The organism is Brevibacillus sp. HB1.2 (genome assembly GCF_013332495.1).
In the GTDB taxonomy this organism is placed as follows: Bacteria; Bacillota; Bacilli; order Brevibacillales; family Brevibacillaceae; genus Brevibacillus; species Brevibacillus porteri.
Window position 1 is genome coordinate 170,942 of the sequence record NZ_JABMIU010000002.1, and the last position, 17,558, is coordinate 188,499.

Annotated in this window: 19 protein-coding genes; all 19 read right to left on the reverse strand. The window is 48.9% G+C overall.

The window, feature by feature from the left end:
• Nucleotides 1-41: 41 nt before the first annotated feature.
• The 19 genes from ylqF to plsX all read right to left on the reverse strand — a co-directional run bounded on the left by ylqF (nt 42) and on the right by plsX (nt 17,548).
• The gene (gene ylqF / locus HPY28_RS05645; protein WP_017249363.1) at nt 42-935 is read right to left on the reverse strand and encodes a ribosome biogenesis GTPase YlqF; all 894 of its coding nucleotides are present in this window, start codon (nt 933-935) and stop codon (nt 42-44) included.
• A 28-nt stretch (nt 936-963) separates the two neighbouring features.
• Nucleotides 964-1,527, reverse strand: a complete 564-nt coding sequence (gene lepB, locus HPY28_RS05650; RefSeq protein ID WP_017249364.1) for a signal peptidase I — start codon at nt 1,525-1,527, stop codon at nt 964-966.
• Nucleotides 1,528-1,662: 135 nt separating this feature from the next.
• Nucleotides 1,663-2,010 carry a 50S ribosomal protein L19 gene (gene rplS / locus HPY28_RS05655; protein ID WP_007719703.1) on the reverse strand — a complete coding sequence of 116 codons (348 nt, stop codon included), beginning with the start codon at nt 2,008-2,010 and terminating at the stop codon, nt 1,663-1,665.
• A 167-nt stretch (nt 2,011-2,177) separates the two neighbouring features.
• The gene (gene trmD, locus HPY28_RS05660; RefSeq protein WP_017249365.1) at nt 2,178-2,909 is read right to left on the reverse strand and encodes a tRNA (guanosine(37)-N1)-methyltransferase TrmD; all 732 of its coding nucleotides are present in this window, start codon (nt 2,907-2,909) and stop codon (nt 2,178-2,180) included.
• A gap of 12 nt (nt 2,910-2,921) precedes the next feature.
• The gene (rimM, locus tag HPY28_RS05665) at nt 2,922-3,449 is read right to left on the reverse strand and encodes a ribosome maturation factor RimM (RefSeq protein ID WP_017249366.1); all 528 of its coding nucleotides are present in this window, start codon (nt 3,447-3,449) and stop codon (nt 2,922-2,924) included.
• Nucleotides 3,446-3,883, reverse strand: coding sequence for a YlqD family protein (locus HPY28_RS05670; protein ID WP_026043145.1), 438 nt, complete (start codon nt 3,881-3,883; stop codon nt 3,446-3,448). The genes rimM and HPY28_RS05670 overlap by 4 nt, the downstream gene beginning before the upstream one ends.
• Before the next feature lie 86 nt (nt 3,884-3,969).
• Nucleotides 3,970-4,197: a KH domain-containing protein gene (locus tag HPY28_RS05675; RefSeq protein WP_007719711.1), complete on the reverse strand. Its 228-nt coding sequence runs from the start codon at nt 4,195-4,197 to the stop codon at nt 3,970-3,972.
• A gap of 23 nt (nt 4,198-4,220) precedes the next feature.
• A complete protein-coding gene (gene rpsP / locus HPY28_RS05680; RefSeq protein ID WP_007719713.1) occupies nt 4,221-4,493 on the reverse strand; it encodes a 30S ribosomal protein S16 in 273 nt (90 codons plus the stop codon).
• 112 nt (nt 4,494-4,605) lie between these two features.
• A complete protein-coding gene (gene ffh / locus HPY28_RS05685; RefSeq protein ID WP_017249367.1) occupies nt 4,606-6,018 on the reverse strand; it encodes a signal recognition particle protein in 1,413 nt (470 codons plus the stop codon).
• A 10-nt stretch (nt 6,019-6,028) separates the two neighbouring features.
• Nucleotides 6,029-6,367: a putative DNA-binding protein gene (locus HPY28_RS05690; RefSeq protein WP_017249368.1), complete on the reverse strand. Its 339-nt coding sequence runs from the start codon at nt 6,365-6,367 to the stop codon at nt 6,029-6,031.
• Between the two features lie 142 nt (nt 6,368-6,509).
• The gene (ftsY, locus tag HPY28_RS05695) at nt 6,510-7,517 is read right to left on the reverse strand and encodes a signal recognition particle-docking protein FtsY (RefSeq protein WP_174230220.1); all 1,008 of its coding nucleotides are present in this window, start codon (nt 7,515-7,517) and stop codon (nt 6,510-6,512) included.
• A gap of 45 nt (nt 7,518-7,562) precedes the next feature.
• Entirely contained in the window at nt 7,563-11,135 is a 3,573-nt protein-coding gene (smc, locus tag HPY28_RS05700; RefSeq protein WP_174230221.1) for a chromosome segregation protein SMC, read from the reverse strand.
• 259 nt (nt 11,136-11,394) lie between these two features.
• Nucleotides 11,395-12,081, reverse strand: a complete 687-nt coding sequence (gene rnc / locus HPY28_RS05705; RefSeq protein ID WP_026043146.1) for a ribonuclease III — start codon at nt 12,079-12,081, stop codon at nt 11,395-11,397.
• Between the two features lie 54 nt (nt 12,082-12,135).
• Entirely contained in the window at nt 12,136-13,377 is a 1,242-nt protein-coding gene (fabF, locus tag HPY28_RS05710; RefSeq protein WP_017249371.1) for a beta-ketoacyl-ACP synthase II, read from the reverse strand.
• Between the two features lie 136 nt (nt 13,378-13,513).
• A complete protein-coding gene (gene acpP / locus HPY28_RS05715) occupies nt 13,514-13,747 on the reverse strand; it encodes an acyl carrier protein (RefSeq protein ID WP_005834336.1) in 234 nt (77 codons plus the stop codon).
• Between the two features lie 84 nt (nt 13,748-13,831).
• Nucleotides 13,832-14,572 (reverse strand): 3-oxoacyl-[acyl-carrier-protein] reductase, encoded by a 741-nt coding sequence (fabG, locus tag HPY28_RS05720; RefSeq protein WP_174230222.1) that lies wholly within the window; start codon nt 14,570-14,572, stop codon nt 13,832-13,834.
• Nucleotides 14,566-15,516, reverse strand: a complete 951-nt coding sequence (gene fabD, locus HPY28_RS05725) for an ACP S-malonyltransferase (protein ID WP_174230223.1) — start codon at nt 15,514-15,516, stop codon at nt 14,566-14,568. Before fabD ends, fabG begins: the two co-directional genes overlap by 7 nt.
• 2 nt (nt 15,517-15,518) lie before the next feature.
• Complete coding sequence (locus HPY28_RS05730; RefSeq protein WP_026043147.1) at nt 15,519-16,535, reverse strand: beta-ketoacyl-ACP synthase III; 1,017 nt, start codon at nt 16,533-16,535, stop codon at nt 15,519-15,521.
• A gap of 5 nt (nt 16,536-16,540) precedes the next feature.
• Entirely contained in the window at nt 16,541-17,548 is a 1,008-nt protein-coding gene (gene plsX, locus HPY28_RS05735; RefSeq protein ID WP_017249375.1) for a phosphate acyltransferase PlsX, read from the reverse strand.
• Between the last annotated feature and the right edge of the window lie 10 nt (nt 17,549-17,558).

Consider the following 17,558-nt stretch of genomic DNA (forward strand, 5'->3'; position numbering starts at 1 on the left):
ACCGTATATATCGATAGACAGGTTTTTGATGGCTGGAAAGCTTATTCGGGAAAAGATACTGGCTTACCAATCGGTTCGTCCATTTCCCAATCAATCGGGCGCTCGACAGAGATCGTTCCCAGCTTTCCGGAACGCAGCTCACGCAGGAAAATTTCCGCTGCCTTGTCGTAGTCGATATTTCCGCCAGAAACGAGACAACCGCGCTTCTTCCCGATTTCTTCGAGCATTTCTACTCGATCCTCAGGCAGTTCTTTTAGCTTGAAGCGTTCGATCAGGCGTTCCGGATAGTAGTGCATCATGTAGCTGATGACAAATAATGCTACCTCCGTAAAATCGATGAGCTCGTCTTTAATTGCCCCACTTGCCGCCAGTCGCAGACCTACCATCTGATCTTCAAATTTCGGCCAAAGAATACCAGGCGTATCGAGCAGCTCCAGTGTATCGCCCATTTTTACCCATTGTTGCGCCTTGGTTACCGCCGGACGATCACCTGTAGCCGCTACTGAGCGCTTGGACAAGCGGTTAATAAGGGAAGACTTGCCGACATTGGGGATTCCCAAGATCATGATGCGGATGGCACGACCTTGCATCCCCCGCTCACTGCGCTTTGCCAGCATGTCAGCAGCTAGCTCCTTACACATTTCTGGGAGCTTGTTGACACCTTTACCACTCAGGGCATCAATCGGCAATGTGCGAATGCCTTGTTTGCGAAAATAAGCAATCCACTCATCTGTTGCCCGTTCATCCGCCAAATCTGCTTTATTAAGTAATATCAAACGTGGTTTATCACTGACAATCTCGTCAATCATCGGATTACGGCTGGAAAGCGGCAGACGTGCATCGAGAAGCTCAATGACAACATCGATTAACTTCAGCTTTTCCGTTACTTGACGACGTGCTTTAGCCATATGGCCAGGAAACCATTGGATCGTCATGATGTCTCACCTACCTTGAAGCTTTGCATTATCTTGTCAAGCGAATTCCCGCAACCGGCCAAAAAGTAAATTCAGCTCTACCAACAACCGTACTGACGGCAACAGGACCGATGGCTCTGCTGTCATGACTGTTCAACCTGTTATCGCCCATCACAAAGATATGGTCTGCTGGTATTTGGACCGGGGGAAAATCGTGGGTAAAGAACGGCTCTCCCTGCTGCTTCGCTTGTTCTTTAAATTGTGCAAGATACGGTTCCTCTACCACTTTGCCATTGACCAGTAGCTGATCGCTTTTGACCTCTACTGTATCACCCTCAACAGCAATGACTCTCTTGATGTAATCTCGTTCCTTTTCAGCATGAAACACGATGATTTCACCAGGCTTCGGATCTTGCAAAAAGTAAATCGCCTTGTTTACAACTAATTTTTCACTGTTATGTAATGTACTTTCCATGGATTCGCCTTCTACAATAAACGGGGCGAACAAAAAGGTACGAATGAGAAACGCCAAGACTAAAGCGATCCCAAGTGCCTTTATCCATTCCCATAGTTCATTTTTCTTCTTATGACTGGAGGTAATTTCTTCGCTCATGACTTACGATCCTCCCATGAAAGCTCGTCCAACCTTAGCTGTAACATATGTCAAGATGAACTATTTTATTTCGAGATCGTTAAATGGAAAAAAGAGGCCTGGCAAGCAGGCCAGTCCTCTTTCTAAGCTTTACGCTTATCGACGAATTTCTTTAATACGAGCTGCTTTACCTACGCGATCGCGCAGATAGTACAGTTTCGCACGACGTACTTTACCATGACGCACGATTTCGATCTTGTCGATCTTAGGCGTGTGTACTGGGAATGTACGCTCAACACCTACGCCGTAAGAAATCTTACGAGCTGTAAATGTTTCGCTGACACCTGTACCGCGACGGCGAATGCATACGCCTTCGAACAGCTGGATACGCTCACGCTGACCCTCGATAACCTTAACGTGTACACGAACAGTGTCACCAGGTCGGAACGCAGGAATGTCCTGTTTCAATTGCGCTTTTTCCAGTTCACGGATAATTTGGTTCATTTGAATTTCCTCCTTCCGATAGACGTTCTTACTCGTCTAACCCATAGGTCCAGCCGCTAGGGCTGCGTTACGAGTAGCGGACCGCCTTAGTCAGCGGGCAAAATTGCCACAAGAAGTATATTAACACAGGGGGCACAAAACTACAAGACTCTTCTCCTATTTGCTCCCTACTTTTTTTCCTGCTCCAATTCAGCCAATAGCTTTTTCATTTCATTTGTCAGCGCAATCTTTTCCAACAAATCTGGACGCCGTGCTTTTGTTCGACGCAGCGATTCTTTTAACCGCCAGCTTTCAATATTGGCGTGGTGGCCTGACAACAATACATCTGGCACCTTCCAGCCGCGAAACTCAGCTGGTCTTGTGTAATGAGGGTATTCGAGCAGTCCTGTTGAAAAGGAATCCTCAACAGCTGACGTCTGGTTTCCCAACGCCCCTGGTTGCAAACGAACGACACTGTCAATGACCACCATCGCCGCAAGCTCTCCCCCAGTCAGTACGTAGTCGCCAATCGAGATCTCATCCGTGACGAGATGCTCGCGAATTCGCTCGTCGTACCCTTCATAATGACCACAAATGAAGACAAGGTGCTCCTCTTGCGCCAACTCTTCTGCAAGCTTCTGATGATAAGGTACACCCTGTGGGCACATCAGAATCACTCGGGGTTTTTTCTCTCCTGCCAAGCCTTCTACGGCTCGGAATAACGGCTCAGGCTTTAAGACCATTCCTCCGCCACCGCCATAAGGGGTGTCGTCTACCGTACCGTGCTTGCTCTCAGAGAAATCGCGAAAATTGGTAACGTGAAAATCAACCAGTTCTTTTTCGCTTGCCTTTCCCAAAATGCTGCTGGATAAAACACCTGTAAACATTTCGGGAAAGAGCGTAAAAATATCGATCCGCATCTGAAGTTCCTCCTACAGCAAGCCTTCCATCAGATGGCAGACCACACGTTTGTTCGCAATGTCCACTTCCTTGATGCACTCATCGATATACGGCAGCAAGATTTCTCCGCGTTTCCCCTTCACTACCCACACATCGTTTGCTCCTGGCTGCATAACATCCACGATTTTCCCCAGTTCTTCGCCCTCGTCAGTTACTACGACGCAGCCGACGAGCTGATGAATGTAGAACTCGTCCTCTTCTAATTCCATCAGCGCTTCCTCTGGAATTTTCAACTCTCCGCCCTTGTACTTTTCGATATCGTTAATATGCTCATAGCCTTGGAAGCTCACAATCTCAAAATTTTTATGCGAGCGACGAGAAACGATTTTCAATTTTAGCGGCTCACTGAGTGTCGGATGGAACAAGTACAGCTCATTTCCTTTGCGAAAACGCTGATCTGGAAAGTCAGTCGTAGGTGTTACACGTACCTCACCACGCAGGCCATGCGTATTAACCAGTTTGCCTACTCCGTAAAAACTATTTTGGCTCAACGTGTTCATTCCTCCTTTTTTTTGTTCCCATTTTTCGTTTGTAGCCGAATCTCATGTACCAGACCATCTTTTATCATGATTTCCGTTCCAGACATCATTTCATCCCAGACATCACCCTCTTGAATCGTGACAGGGCTTTGAACCGTCTGGTAATCGATCTCGCTTCCCTCTGGGAGATTTTCTACCTGCTGGAGGGTATATGTCAGGTGATCTATCTTTTCCTTGCGTCGGCGCTCTTCCTGCGCGATTTTTTCCTGCGCCAACGCATATGTATCCGTAGACTTTTTCTTCGCCTCGGTTAATAACTTTTTCGATTGAAACTGCCACTGCTCCCACTCTTTACGCTGCAAACGAAGTCGTTGGCTATACTGATCAATGAGAGCAGCCCGTGATGCTTCCGTAATGATCAGTTTAACCTGTACTGTCCGAAATATAGTAAGCACCTTCGCCACTCCTTTCGGAAAAACCATCATGGTTTATACGCATCTTGGATACTAGAAAAAAGACTGGGAAAGCTCCCAGCCTTTTCTCATACAATTTCAACCGTGACACGCTTGTCCGTTTCCACGGATGCGGCGATCACGACCGTGCGCAGGGCTTTCGCGATTCGTCCTTGTTTACCGATAATCTTCCCCATATCATCAGGGTGTACCGACAATTCAAAGACGAGGGTTCGCTCTTTGTCCACTGCGTTAACACGAACCTCATTCGGATGATCGACGAGAGCTTTAGCGATCGTTTCGACCAGCGCTTTCATCATCAAACCTCCAGATGACCGACTTATTTGCCGTATTTGGTTTCGTGCACTTTAGCCATAACGCCTTCTTTGGAGAGAAGGTTACGAACGGTATCAGTTGGAGCTGCACCATTCAGGATCCATTGAACCGCTTTGTCGGTATCAATTTTCACCACTGCCGGTTGTGCAACCGGGTTATAGTAACCGATTTCTTCAATGAAACGGCCATCGCGAGGGGAACGGGAGTCAGCTACTACTACACGGTAGAAAGGAGCTTTCTTGGAACCCATACGCTTCAGACGGATTTTAACTGCCATGTTGTGTCACCTCCTGTATTAATCAACGCTAGAAGAGCATCTGCGTTGGTGCTACTATATCTGAACCATCGCGGCCAGCTGACAAGTCAGTGTCGCGAGAGATCATGCCTACTTACTTGAACGGTGGCTTGAAGTTAAAGGGGAAGTTCATCCCGCCCTGGTTGTTGCCTCCGCCTTTTCCCATGAAAGGTAATCCGAAGCCTTTTTTCTTCGACTTCTTGACCATCTTGTCAGCAGCGCCTGAGAATTGCTTCATCATCTTTTTCATTTCCTCGAACTGCTTGAGGAAGCGATTGACTTCTTGAATGCTTGTTCCACTTCCGCTTGCGATGCGCTTGCGACGGTTGGCATTCAATAAATCAGGATTAGCGCGCTCTTGTTTGGTCATGGATTTGGCGATCGCTTCAACGCGGGCTATTTGCTTCTCATCCACGTTCATTTTGCCCTTCATCTTGTTCATTCCTGGCAGCATGCCGAGAATGTCTTCAAAAGGACCCAGGTTGCGAAGCTGCTGCATGGAATCCAGGAACATGTCGAAGGTAAACTCACCTTGACGCATTTGGCGTTCCATATCGCGTGCTTTGTCTTCATCCACGGATGCCTGTGCTTTTTCAATCAGGCTGAGTACGTCCCCCATACCCAAAATACGGGAAGCCATACGATCCGGATGGAACGGTTCGAGCGCATCCAGCTTTTCACCCATCGCCGCGAATTTGATCGGCTTGCCAGTGACAGCTTTGACGGACAGTGCCGCACCGCCTCGGGTATCACCGTCGAGCTTCGTGAGAACCACACCAGTCAGTTCGAGCTGGCTGTTAAAGCTCTCTGCTACGTTGACGGCATCTTGACCTGTCATCGCGTCCACGACGAGCAAAATCTCATCGGGCTTGGTTACCTCGCGAATCTGCTTCAACTCGTCCATCAGCGCTTCGTCAATATGCAGGCGACCTGCGGTATCGATGAGGACTACGTCGAGATGATTCGTCTTCGCGTGTTCAATCGCTTGGCGAGCGATATCGACAGGACTGACTTGATCACCGAGAGTGAAGACGGGAACATTGAGCTGCTCCCCTAAAACCTGAAGTTGCTTAATCGCAGCAGGACGGTAAATGTCTCCCGCTACCAGAAGCGGCTTACGGTTTTGCTTTTGCAAGTACTTGGCCAGCTTACCGGTTGTGGTCGTTTTACCTGCCCCTTGCAGACCTGCCATCATGATGACGGTCGGCGGGCGGTGTGCCATCGTGAGCTGAGCAACGTTGCCACCCATCAGAGCGACCAGTTCTTCATTCACGATTTTGATCACCATTTGACCAGGCGTCAGGCTTTTCATGACTTCCTGACCGACTGCGCGCTCTTTGACACGAGCAACGAAGTCTTTTACTACTTTAAAGTTAACGTCTGCTTCCAGCAAGGCCAGACGAACTTCACGCATCGCTTCACTCACGATGGTTTCGTCTATTTTTCCTCTGCCGCGCAGTTTGTCAAACGCGTTTTGCAGCCGATTGGCTAAGCTCTCAAACGCCATGCGAGCCCTCCTAATCCATCTCTGACAGTTGGTGGAGCAAAGTGTTCAGCTCGTCTCTTGTCTCGCTCTCCGAAAGCTCATTTACAAGTTCATTCATGCGATTCAACACGTCCATGCGCTTTTCATGACGCTCAGCGAGGCGAAGCTTCTGATCGTATTCGAACAGTTGCTTCTCCGCCCGCTTAATATGATCATAGACAGCTTGGCGGCTGACCTCATGCATCTCGGCAATTTCTCCGAGCGATAAATCGTCCAGATAATACAGCTCAAGATATTCTTGCTGCTTGCCCTTGAGTAGCGGCGCGTAAAAGTCAAACAAGAGATTGACTTGATTGGTCTTTTCTAACATGAAACCAATCCTTTGCTATGAGGTACTCGTTTCAAACTGTAAAGACTTTTTCTTTACAGCACGTAGATTATAGTACCTAATTCCACACCTAGTGTCAAGGTTTTTTATTGACATCATTTTTTTATCTTCGAAACACTATGTTTTACGCGTTTTCCTGCTCTTCTGTTTCATCTTTTTGAATCAATCCAGCAAAAAGTGCATGAACAAATTGCTCGGGATCAAACTGCTGCAAGTCATCCATTCTTTCACCCAAGCCGACGTATTTCACCGGAATGTTCAGCTCGTTGCGAATCGCGATGACGATACCACCCTTTGCTGTGCCATCCAGCTTGGTCAGGACTAAACCTGTTACACCAGCAGACTGTCCAAAGGTTTTCGCCTGCGAAAGCGCATTTTGCCCAGTCGTAGCGTCCAATACTAGCAAGACCTCATGTGGAGCTCCTGGCAATTCGCGTTGTAATACGCGGTGTACCTTCGCCAACTCTTCCATGAGATTGACTTTGTTTTGCAAGCGGCCTGCGGTATCGCACAACAGCACATCGACTTGGCGGGATTTCGCTGCCTGAATCGCATCGTAGATCACAGCAGCCGGATCAGAGCCTTGCTGCTGCTTGATTACGTCAACGCCTACACGCTCTCCCCAAACCTCCAGCTGTTCAATCGCTGCTGCACGAAACGTGTCACCTGCTGCCAGCAGCACTTTTTTATTTTGCTGCTTGAACATATGAGCCATTTTACCGATCGTGGTCGTTTTCCCTACTCCGTTTACCCCTACGAACAAAATGACATTCAGACGACCGCCCTCTACGTTCAGAGACGTATCCGCAGCAGCATCATTTTTCAAAAGGGCAACCAGTTTTTCTGAGAGAATGGGCTGCAGGTCGATCGCATTCTCGATTTTTTGCTTGCGCACTTCTGTCCGCAGGTCGTCAATGAGCTCCATTACGGTATTGACGCCCACATCGGACGTAATCAAAATTTCCTCTAATTCATCGAAAAAGTCATCGTCGATCTTTTTGTAGCGACGTACCAGATCCTCTACTTTTTCTACTAGCAGGTCTCTCGTTTTAGCCAAACCATCCGTAAACTTCTGGGTGACCTCTTCGGATTTTTGGACAATAGCATCACGAAGGCGCTTGAAAAAACTCATGTTCATCTTCCTTTACGGGTAGTATCAATTGAATGGCAAATCCGTTTAAGAGGCTGATTCGATAAACTTGTCACTGTCCTCCAGCTTCACGGAGACGAGTTTGGACACGCCGCCCTCTTGCATCGTGATACCGTATAGCACGTCTGCGCTCTCCATTGTGCCTTTTCTGTGTGTGACGCAAATAAACTGCGTCTGGTTGCTAAAATGGTGCATGTACTCGGCGAAACGGTTAACGTTTGCCTCATCCAGCGCGGCTTCTACCTCATCCAATACACAGAATGGCACTGGCTTCACACGCAGGATGGCAAATAGCAAGGCCATCGCAGTCAAAGCACGTTCGCCCCCGGATAAGAGTGCGAGATTTTGCAGCTTCTTGCCAGGTGGCTGCGCCACGATATCGATACCCGTCTCAAGCAGATTATCTGGGTTAGAGAGTACAAGATCTGCGCGTCCTCCGCCAAACAGTTGGACAAACACGTCGCGGAACTGCTCTGAAATCGCATCAAATGTTTCTTTGAAGCGGCGCGACATCTCTGCGTTCATTTCTTGGATCACTTGATAGAGCATGTCTTTTGCTTCATTCAAATCAGCTTCCTGCGAGCTTAAGAACTGCTGACGCTCAGATAAGCGCTCATATTCCTCAATCGCGCCAAGATTCACAGTGCCAAGTGCCCCAATCTGCTTTTTGAGACGATTGACCACTTGTGTCTCTTCCTGAATCTCGCCACGTGCCGGATATTTTTGCTTTGCCAGGTCGTAGCTCATTTCGTATTCTTCGGAGAGTTTATTCAACAGATGATCGAGCTCTACCTCATTGCGGTTGACTTTTACTTCTTCCTGATGAAGCTTTTCCTCGAGCGATTTAACCTCGCGGCGGATTTCCTTCACCTGCTGTTCCACTTGCTCCTGTTTGTAAAAGAGAGTCGCCCTCTCACTTCGCCGCTCTTGAATCAAGCCAGCTACACGGTCTTTATCCTGACGCAATTCGCTAATGCGCTGATCCAGCTCAAGCCCGGACGATTCGTTCGTACGCTCCAGCTCATCAAGAGATGCCAAGTTCGCGTTTTGTTCTTCCCATTCGCGCTGCAATTGGCTTTTTTGCTCCAGGAAACGTTCTGTTTGCTCCAAGCGTGATTGATACTCTTGCTTGACCTGCGCATTCAGTACTTTGAGACTTGTTATTTTTTGATTCATTTCTTCTTTAGATTCGAGCTGCTCTTGGCGTTTCGCCTCTGCTTCTGCGATCTGCGCACCGAGCTCTTTTTCCTCTTGCTCCATGGCAGCCAAGGAGGCTTGCAGCTGCTCTTGCTTTCGTTTGGCTTCTTCCATCTCGCGGCGATAGCCTTCTATATCTTGTTCAACAAGCTTTGCTCGCTCGCCCAAGGATCTGCCTTCCGATTCTTTTTGCTGCAAGAGTCCTTTTACTTCTTGTTCTTTCAATCTCAGACTTTCGCCTTCTGTACGCAGATTTTCTTGCTCCTGCTGCATTTGCGCCAGTTCCTTCGTCAACTGCTCCATAAGGGTAGTATGCCCAGAAATTGCCTGGTCGATTTCTACTAGCTGCGCTTCCAGCTCTTCTGATTGACGGTTGCGTCCAAGCAGGTTCGTGCTGTTCTTTTTCAAGGCCCCCCCTGTCATAGAACCGCCAGCATTCACGATATCGCCTTCCAGCGTCACGACGCGATAGCGGTAGCCAAGCGTACGGGCCACACGGTTTGCTTGCTCCAGCTTTTCCGTAATAATGACGTTGCCTAATAAACTTTCGAGGATAGGTCTATACGCTTCCTCAAAGGTCACGAGCTCACTCGCGATTCCGACGACTCCACTCTCCGCCTCCAGCTGGCGCTTATCGCTTGCCTGCAAGGTGCGAGGCCGGATGACATCGAGCGGTAGAAATGTCGCCCTACCTGCATTGTGCTGCTTCAAGTGAGCAATCGCTGCACGACCAGATGCTTCGTCGTCCACGACGACGTTTTGCAGTGCGCCACCCAATGCTACTTCCATCGCCGTCTCGTATTGCTGTGGCACGACAACGAGCTCAGCGACCGCTCCATGAATTCTTTTGAAGCCACGCTCGCGTGCTTTCAAAATTTCTTTTACCCCTTGCTGAAACCCTGCGAACTCCGACTGCATTTCTTTTAACAGGTCAAAGCGAGACTTCGCTGCTTCCCGCTTTTGTTCCCAGTGGCGCAGCTCTCGACGGGCTGTTTCAAGGCGGGCTTGTCCTTCGCGCATACCCTCAACCAGCTCTTTGTATCTGACACCAGTTTCTTGAATGGTAGAAACGATCTTCTCCAACTGATCTTGGAGCTGGCTCAACTGAGCTAGTCGCTGCTCTTCTTCTTCATCGAGCTGTTTTTTTCCAGACAATTGACGTTCGACTCTGGCCTCGCTTGTCTTGAGAAGCTGCTCTTGATGACGATTTTCGTTGCGCAGATTCGCCATTTCATTGAGCTTTTCGAAGTAATCGCTCTTCAAACGCTCGACATCATCTGTCAGTGATTGCACCATCGAAAAAAATTGACCTTCTGCTTCTTGTAGCGAAGCGTGGGCTTCGGTCATTCGGCGATCCGCTTCCTTGGCCCGCTCTTGTTCTTCAGCCAATTCTGCCTCAAGACCGTGCTGCTTCTCGGTAATCCGATGCATCTGCTCCATCGTCTGCTGACGATTGGCATTGAGATTGCGCATACGCTCCCGCAATACCTCACGTTGTCCTTCGACTTTCTCGGTCTCTTCACTGACTGTCAAAAGTACTTGTTGCAGCTCTTCGATGGATTGGTCGATTTGGGTGACATGAAAACGCGCTTGCTCCAAATCAGCTTCTTGCTTGGATGCTTCGGTCGTTTGTCCGATTAACAGATTCTTGAGTTCCTCTACGCGTCCTGTCGCTGCTTCCCACTTCGTATGAGCTGCTTCAATTTGCTGCACGTAAAGAGCTACTTCATGCTCAACCAACTGGCGATGAAGCTCCTTGTACGTCTTGGCTATTTCTGCCTGCTCCTGCAAAGGTCCGATCTGCTCCGTAATTTCACTGACGATATCGTGAATACGCACCAGATTTTGCTCAGTGTCATCGAGCTTTTTCTCAGCCTCGCGCTTGCGTGTTTTGTATTTGACGATTCCGGCTGCTTCTTCAAATATTCCACGGCGATCCTCGGACTTGGTACTGAGGATTTCCTCAATTTTTCCTTGACCGATAATGGAATACGCTTCTTTACCCAGCCCGGTATCCATAAACAGCTCCATGATGTCTTTTAGACGGCAGGATCTGTTGTTTATGTAGTACTCACTGTCACCAGAACGATACACTCTGCGGGTAACGGATACCTCCGAATATTCCACATCGAGCGAACGATCTGTATTGTCCAAGGTGAGTGTCACTTCTGCGAAATTCACTGGCTTGCGCTTGTCGCTACCCGCGAAAATAATGTCTTCCATTTTCGCTCCACGCAACGACTTTGCGCTCTGTTCCCCCAGCACCCAGCGGATCGAATCAGAAACGTTACTTTTCCCACTTCCATTCGGTCCCACTACGGCTGTTACCCCTGGTACAAATTCCAATTCCGTGCGATCGGCAAAGGATTTGAATCCAGCCAGCTCCAGGCGTTTCAAATACATACGTACGGTCCTCCTTAAGAAACCATCCAAGACTGCCTGCCAAACTGACAGATTGAAAACATGCAAGGTTCGGATGGCACCCGAAAAGAAGCCCCTGCATCGAACAGGAGCTACCTACTACGAGCCTACATGGTCATCTGTAGGTAAGTGTATCATAGATAGCGGTCATCTCGCAGTATTTTCCCTATGTTTCCCACCCGAAAGAAAAAAGCTGCACCATCTTGTAGCAGATGATGCAGCCCTTCTCGCTGACGAGTGATTATTTATCCCCCAGCTTGACCAATGCTCGTGCAGCAGCTTGCTGTTCCGCTTCTTTTTTGGAGCGGCCAGAGCCGATGCCAAGCGAACGATTGTTCAAAAGCACCTCAGATACGAATTCTCGATTATGAGCTGGTCCTTTTTCTTCTACAATTCGGTAATGGATGTCTCCCAGATTGTCTTGTTGAACAAATTCCTGCAACTGGCTCTTGAAGTCGGTTACCTGGGCAAACTCTCCTTTGTCGATGCGCGGGTACACGTATTTTTCCATAAATGAAAAGACTGCGTCCAACCCCTGATCCAAGTAAAGCGCACCTACAAACGCCTCAAAAACGTCCGCTAGCAAGGCTGGTCGCTGACGTCCACCTGTCAGCTCTTCCCCTTTTCCCAGCAATACGAGATCGCCAAAATTCAACAGTTCAGCAAACTTGACGAGAGAAGGTTCACAGACAATGGCTGCACGCAGCTTCGTCATTTCCCCTTCGCTCATCTTCGGAAAAGTTTTATACAAAAACTGGGAGACGGTCAACTCCAACACAGCATCCCCCAAAAACTCTAGCCGCTCATTGTCTGATATTCGTTTGCCGCGTTGCTCGTTCACGTAGGAAGAATGGGTGAATGCCTGCCGCAAAACACTTTCATCACGAAAGCGAAAGCCTATCGTTTCTTGCAGCTGTGCAAAATTCATCACCCTCACCACCATTCCAGGAGACTGCCTACTTTTTCTATCAGTAGGGCTCATTTATGCTTCGTATCGCTTCAGGATTACCGTTGCGTTGTGACCGCCGAATCCAAATGTATTGGAAACAGCCACATTGACGGTCGCCTTACGCGCATGGTTCGGAACATAGTCCAGATCACATTCTGGATCCGGGTTTTCCAAGTTGATTGTTGGAGGCAGTACTTGATCACGCAGCGCATATGCCGTCGCGATGGCCTCGACACCACCAGTAGCACCCAACAGATGGCCTGTCATCGATTTGGTCGAGCTGACAGCCAGTTTGTATGCGTGCTCGCCAAACACACTCTTGATCGCTTGTGTTTCTGCGATATCTCCTTGGTCAGTAGAAGTACCATGTGCATTAATATATTGAACTTCTGTTGGGTCAACGCCAGCGTCTTTCAGTGCGCTTGCCATGCAACGCGCTGCCCCTTCGCCACCAGGAGATGGAGAAGTAATATGATGAGCATCTGCACTCATCCCGTAGCCAATGACTTCCGCGATGATCGTTGCTCCACGTTTTTTCGCATGCTCAAGCTCTTCCAGGATCAGAACACCAGCACCTTCGCCCATTACGAAGCCATCGCGATCTTGGTCAAACGGACGGCTTGCTTTTTGCGGCTCATCGTTTCTGGTGGACATCGCTTTCGCTGAGCAAAAGCCTGCAAATGCCATTGGACGCACCGTTGCTTCTGCTCCACCTGCGATCATAACATCGGCGTGATCGAACTGGATCAGACGCAGTGCATCACCGATCGCATTGGTACCTGTCGCACAAGCGGTAATCGCGCTGGAAGTTGGTCCTTTTGCACCGTATTGAATGGATACTGCACCAGACGCCATGTTTGCAATCAGCATCGGAATGAAGAACGGACTCACGCGACGCGGTCCTTTTTCCAACAATACGGAATGCTGTTCTTCCCATGTAGTCAGACCACCGATTCCGGACCCGATGTATACACCCACTCGTTCCGCATTTTCTGGCGTGATCTCCAGTTTTGCATCTTCTACAGCCATTTTGGCAGCAGCTAATCCAAACTGAACGAATCGGTCTGTACGTCGGATATCTTTCTTGTCCATATACTGCTCAGGATCGAAGTTTTTCACTTCGCCTGCAATTTGTGTTGGATAATCAGAAGCGTCAAAGGCAGCCACACGGTCAATGCCTGATTTTCCTTCCAGCAAGCTGTTCCAGAAAGTCTGCGCGTCATTCCCTACTGGAGAAACGACACCAACGCCAGTAATCACCACTCTGCGTTTCATTGCAATCACCTCTATATGAAAGTCAGCAGTCAGCTTCTTACATTCACTGCATGCAAAACATGTATTTATTTGAATTATGTACAGGTGGCTATTGAAGGAGAAGTCCCGTATGGTACGGGACTTCCAACAGATCCAACTACTTGTGAGATTCTATGTATTTAACAACCTCACCAACAGAAGTGATCTTTTCAGCATCTTCGTCGGAAATCTCTAAATCAAACTCATCTTCGAGTTCCATTACGAGTTCAACCACATCCAGGGAGTCAGCGCCCAGGTCTTCTTTGAAAGAAGCTTCCAAAGTAATTTTGGACTCATCTACACCCAGACGATCGACGATGATTTTCTTTACACGCTCCAAAGTATCTGCCATCTTGCTTCACCCCCTCTCCCGTATTATAGTGGATGAGCTTTCAAAAAACCAGTTTTCAGAAAATGCTCGATTGAGGTTTTCTAATTACATGTACATTCCGCCGTCTACATGCAGGGTCTGCCCTGTCATGTAGTTGGCCGAATCGGATGCCAGGAACAGCACCACAGCTGCGATATCATCAGTCTGTCCCAAGCGGGCAAGCGGAATTTGGCTTGTGAGTCCTGCTTTGACATCCTCAGGCAATACAGCAGTCATTTCTGTATCGATAAATCCTGGTGCAACAGCATTCACCGTGATGTTACGGCTAGCCAGCTCGCGAGCAGCCGTCTTCGTCAAGCCAATAACCCCAGCTTTTGCCGCCACGTAGTTTGCTTGTCCTGCGTTCCCCAAAACACCTACCACAGAAGTGATGTTGATGATTTTGCCTGAACGCTGCTTCATCATTGGGCGGGTCGCTGCCTTTACGCAGTTGAATACACCCTTTAAATTCGTCGCAATGACATCGTCCCACTCGTCTTCTTTCATGCGCATGATCAGGTTGTCGCGAGTAATACCCGCATTGTTCACGAGAATATCGATCACACCAAAATGATCCAAAGCAGCTTTGAACATGTCGTTGACATCTTCTGTAGAAGAAACGTTCGCGCGAATCATGATGGCATCGCGGCCCATTTCTTTAATAAGTGCAACAGTCTCGCTCGCTGCCGCTTCACTACCTGCGTAATTGACAACCACATTAGCACCAGCTTCTGCTAGCTTCAATGCAATCGCACGCCCAATGCCACGGGAAGCCCCTGTGACCAGTGCTGTTTTTCCTGTTAGCATAGTACCCCTCCGTTCAATAGCTCAGTAAGCGAATCCATATCCTGTACAGAGATAATCGTCGTATCCGCTGGTGCGATTTTCTTGATCAATCCGGCCAAAACTTTTCCTGGACCGATCTCTACAAAGGTTGTCACGCCTGCTTCGACCATCCATTGTACAGAGTCCTCCCACAAAACTGGGGCGGAAACTTGTTGAACCAATTGATCTACAATAATAGTAGCCTCAGACACTGGTCTAGCCGTCACGTTTGCCACAACAGGCACAGTCGCTTCTTGTACGGTAACGCCCGCAAAAACTGCTTGCAGTTTATCTGCTGCAGGCTGCATCAAACTCGAGTGGAACGGACCGCTTACATTCAATGGAAGGACACGTTTTGCGCCCGCTTCCTTCGCTTTTTCACTGGCCAGTTTCACACCTTCAGCAGAACCAGAGATGACAATTTGCCCTGGGCAGTTCATGTTCGCTAATTGAACAGGATGTCCAGATGCTGTTACTTCTTCGCAAACCGCATGCAATGCCGCACGATCCATGTTCAAAACAGCCGCCATTGCACCTTGTCCCGCTGGCACTGCCTCTTCCATGAACTGACCACGAGCTCGCACTGTTTTGACTGCATCTGCAAAAGACAACGCCCCGGCTGCAACCAGAGCAGAATACTCACCCAAGCTGTGACCCGCTACGAACGCAGGCTTATAGTCAGGCAACTTTTCGTTCAATGCTGCCATAACAGCGATGCTTGCTGTCAAAATAGCTGGCTGTGTGTTTGCTGTCAGCTTCAATTCCTCTTCTGGTCCTGTGAAACACAGTCCAGACAAGGAAAAGCCGAGAGCTTCATCAGCCTGCTCAAATATGTGACGGGCCGCTTCCGATTGCTCGGAGAGCGCTTGCCCCATTCCTACAAATTGCGAACCTTGCCCTGGAAAAACAAAGGCTACTTTGCCCATTCCTACTTGCTCCCTTCTGCCGGAGTCGTGCACCACTTCAAGAGCGTCGCTCCCCAAGTCAAGCCGCCACCAAACCCAACCAGAATCAGGTTATCGCCTTCTTTTACGCGACCAGCTTTTACTGCTTCATCCAACGCTACTGGAATGGAGGCAGAGGACATGTTTCCATAACGATCCAGGTTAATCGCAACTTTATCCTCAGACAGACCGAAACGCTGTACAGCAGAGTCGATGATGCGTTTGTTTGCCTGATGCGGCACCAGCAGGTCGATCTCATCCTTCGATACGCCCGCTTTGGACAAGACAGCCTCTGTTGCAGAATTCATGACGCGAACGGCGAATTTGAAAACTTCTCCGCCTGCCATGTAGAGATAATGCAGTCCTTGTTCGACAGACTCAGTAGATGCAGGTGTTCTGGAACCGCCTGCTGGTATGCACAAGAGAGATCCGCCTGATCCATCTGCGCCGAGCTCGAAGGACTGGAAGCCGTAGCCCTCAGTAACTTCACCGATAACAGCTGCACCTGCGCCGTCTCCGAACAACACACATGTATTTCGATCTTTGTAATTCGTAATTTTGGACAAGGTCTCAACGCCTACGACCAACACTTTTTTATACAAACCGTTTTCGATGAACTGAGTCGCTGTCGTAATTCCATACAAAAAGCCTGTGCAAGCCGCGGAAAGATCCATAGCAGCCGCACGTGTAGCACCCAGCTTTTCTTGCAGCAAGCAAGCAGTAGACGGGAACGACATGTCAGGCGTTACGGTAGCGACAATAATCATATCCAACTGTTCCGCGCTGATGTTTGCTTTTTCGAGCGCTTCTTTGGCAGCCTCGTAAGCCAAGTCGGAGGAAGCTTGCTCCGGTGAGCTAATGCGGCGTTCTCTGATGCCAGTTCGGGAAACAATCCACTCATCAGAAGTTTCCACCATTTTCTCCAGATCAAAGTTCGTCAACACCCGCTCCGGGGTATAAGACCCTGTAGACAAAATTCCTACTGAACGCTTTGCACTCATCTGCCTCACTCGCTTTCTCCCAAAGTATTTTTCTGTAATGATTGCTGGATAACCTCGTTCACGTCCTGCTGAATAAATCGCGTAGCACTAACAATCGCGTTTTTCATCGCACGTTCATTTGAGGAACCGTGGGCCTTGATCACAGGGGATTTCAATCCCAGCAAGGGAGCACCACCGTATTCCGCATAATCCATTTTCTTTTTAAAGCGAACCAATCCAGGTTTCAGAATGGCCGCTCCTAGCTTATTAATCAGGCTGGAAGTAAACTCCTGCTTCAACTGCGAAAAGATTGTGGAGGCAGCACCCTCTACGGCCTTTAACAAAACATTTCCTACAAAGCCGTCGCATACGAGCACATCACAGGCTCCTTGCATAACATCGCGCGCTTCCACATTTCCTACAAAGTTCAAGTCAGCTTCTTGAAGGAGTGGAAAAACAGCTTTCGTTAATTCGTTCCCTTTTCCTTCTTCCGTCCCGACATTCAGCAAGCCTACTGTCGGCCGCTCGAAGCCCAACACTTTTTCAGCATACAAGCTCCCCATCACCGCGTATTGTACAAGTTGATGTGGCTTGGCATCCATATTGGCTCCGACGTCTAGCGTCAGTGTTACTCGGCCTTTTGTATTCGGGATATAGGCACAAAGCGCAGGGCGCTCGATTCCATCCATGCGACCAGCGTACAGCAAGCCTGCTGTCATTAAAGCGCCCGTATTCCCAGCCGAGATCATCGCGTCGACTTTTTTCTCGCGCGCCATCTCAACAGCTACGACCAGCGAAGAATTTTTCTTACGCCGAACAGCTCGAACCGGTTCATCATCTGGCAAAATCACTTCCGCTGCAGGAACGATTTCGATGTTTGCCGGAATATCCTGCGGCAAGTGGTTCCGAATAGCCTGTTCATCTCCCACCAATACAACTGTAATGGCTGGGTTTTCCTTGATGGCAGCAAGCGCCCCTAATACGGTACTCTTCGGTGCGTGATCGCCGCCCATCGCATCCACTGCAATTCGCAACCGTGACTCC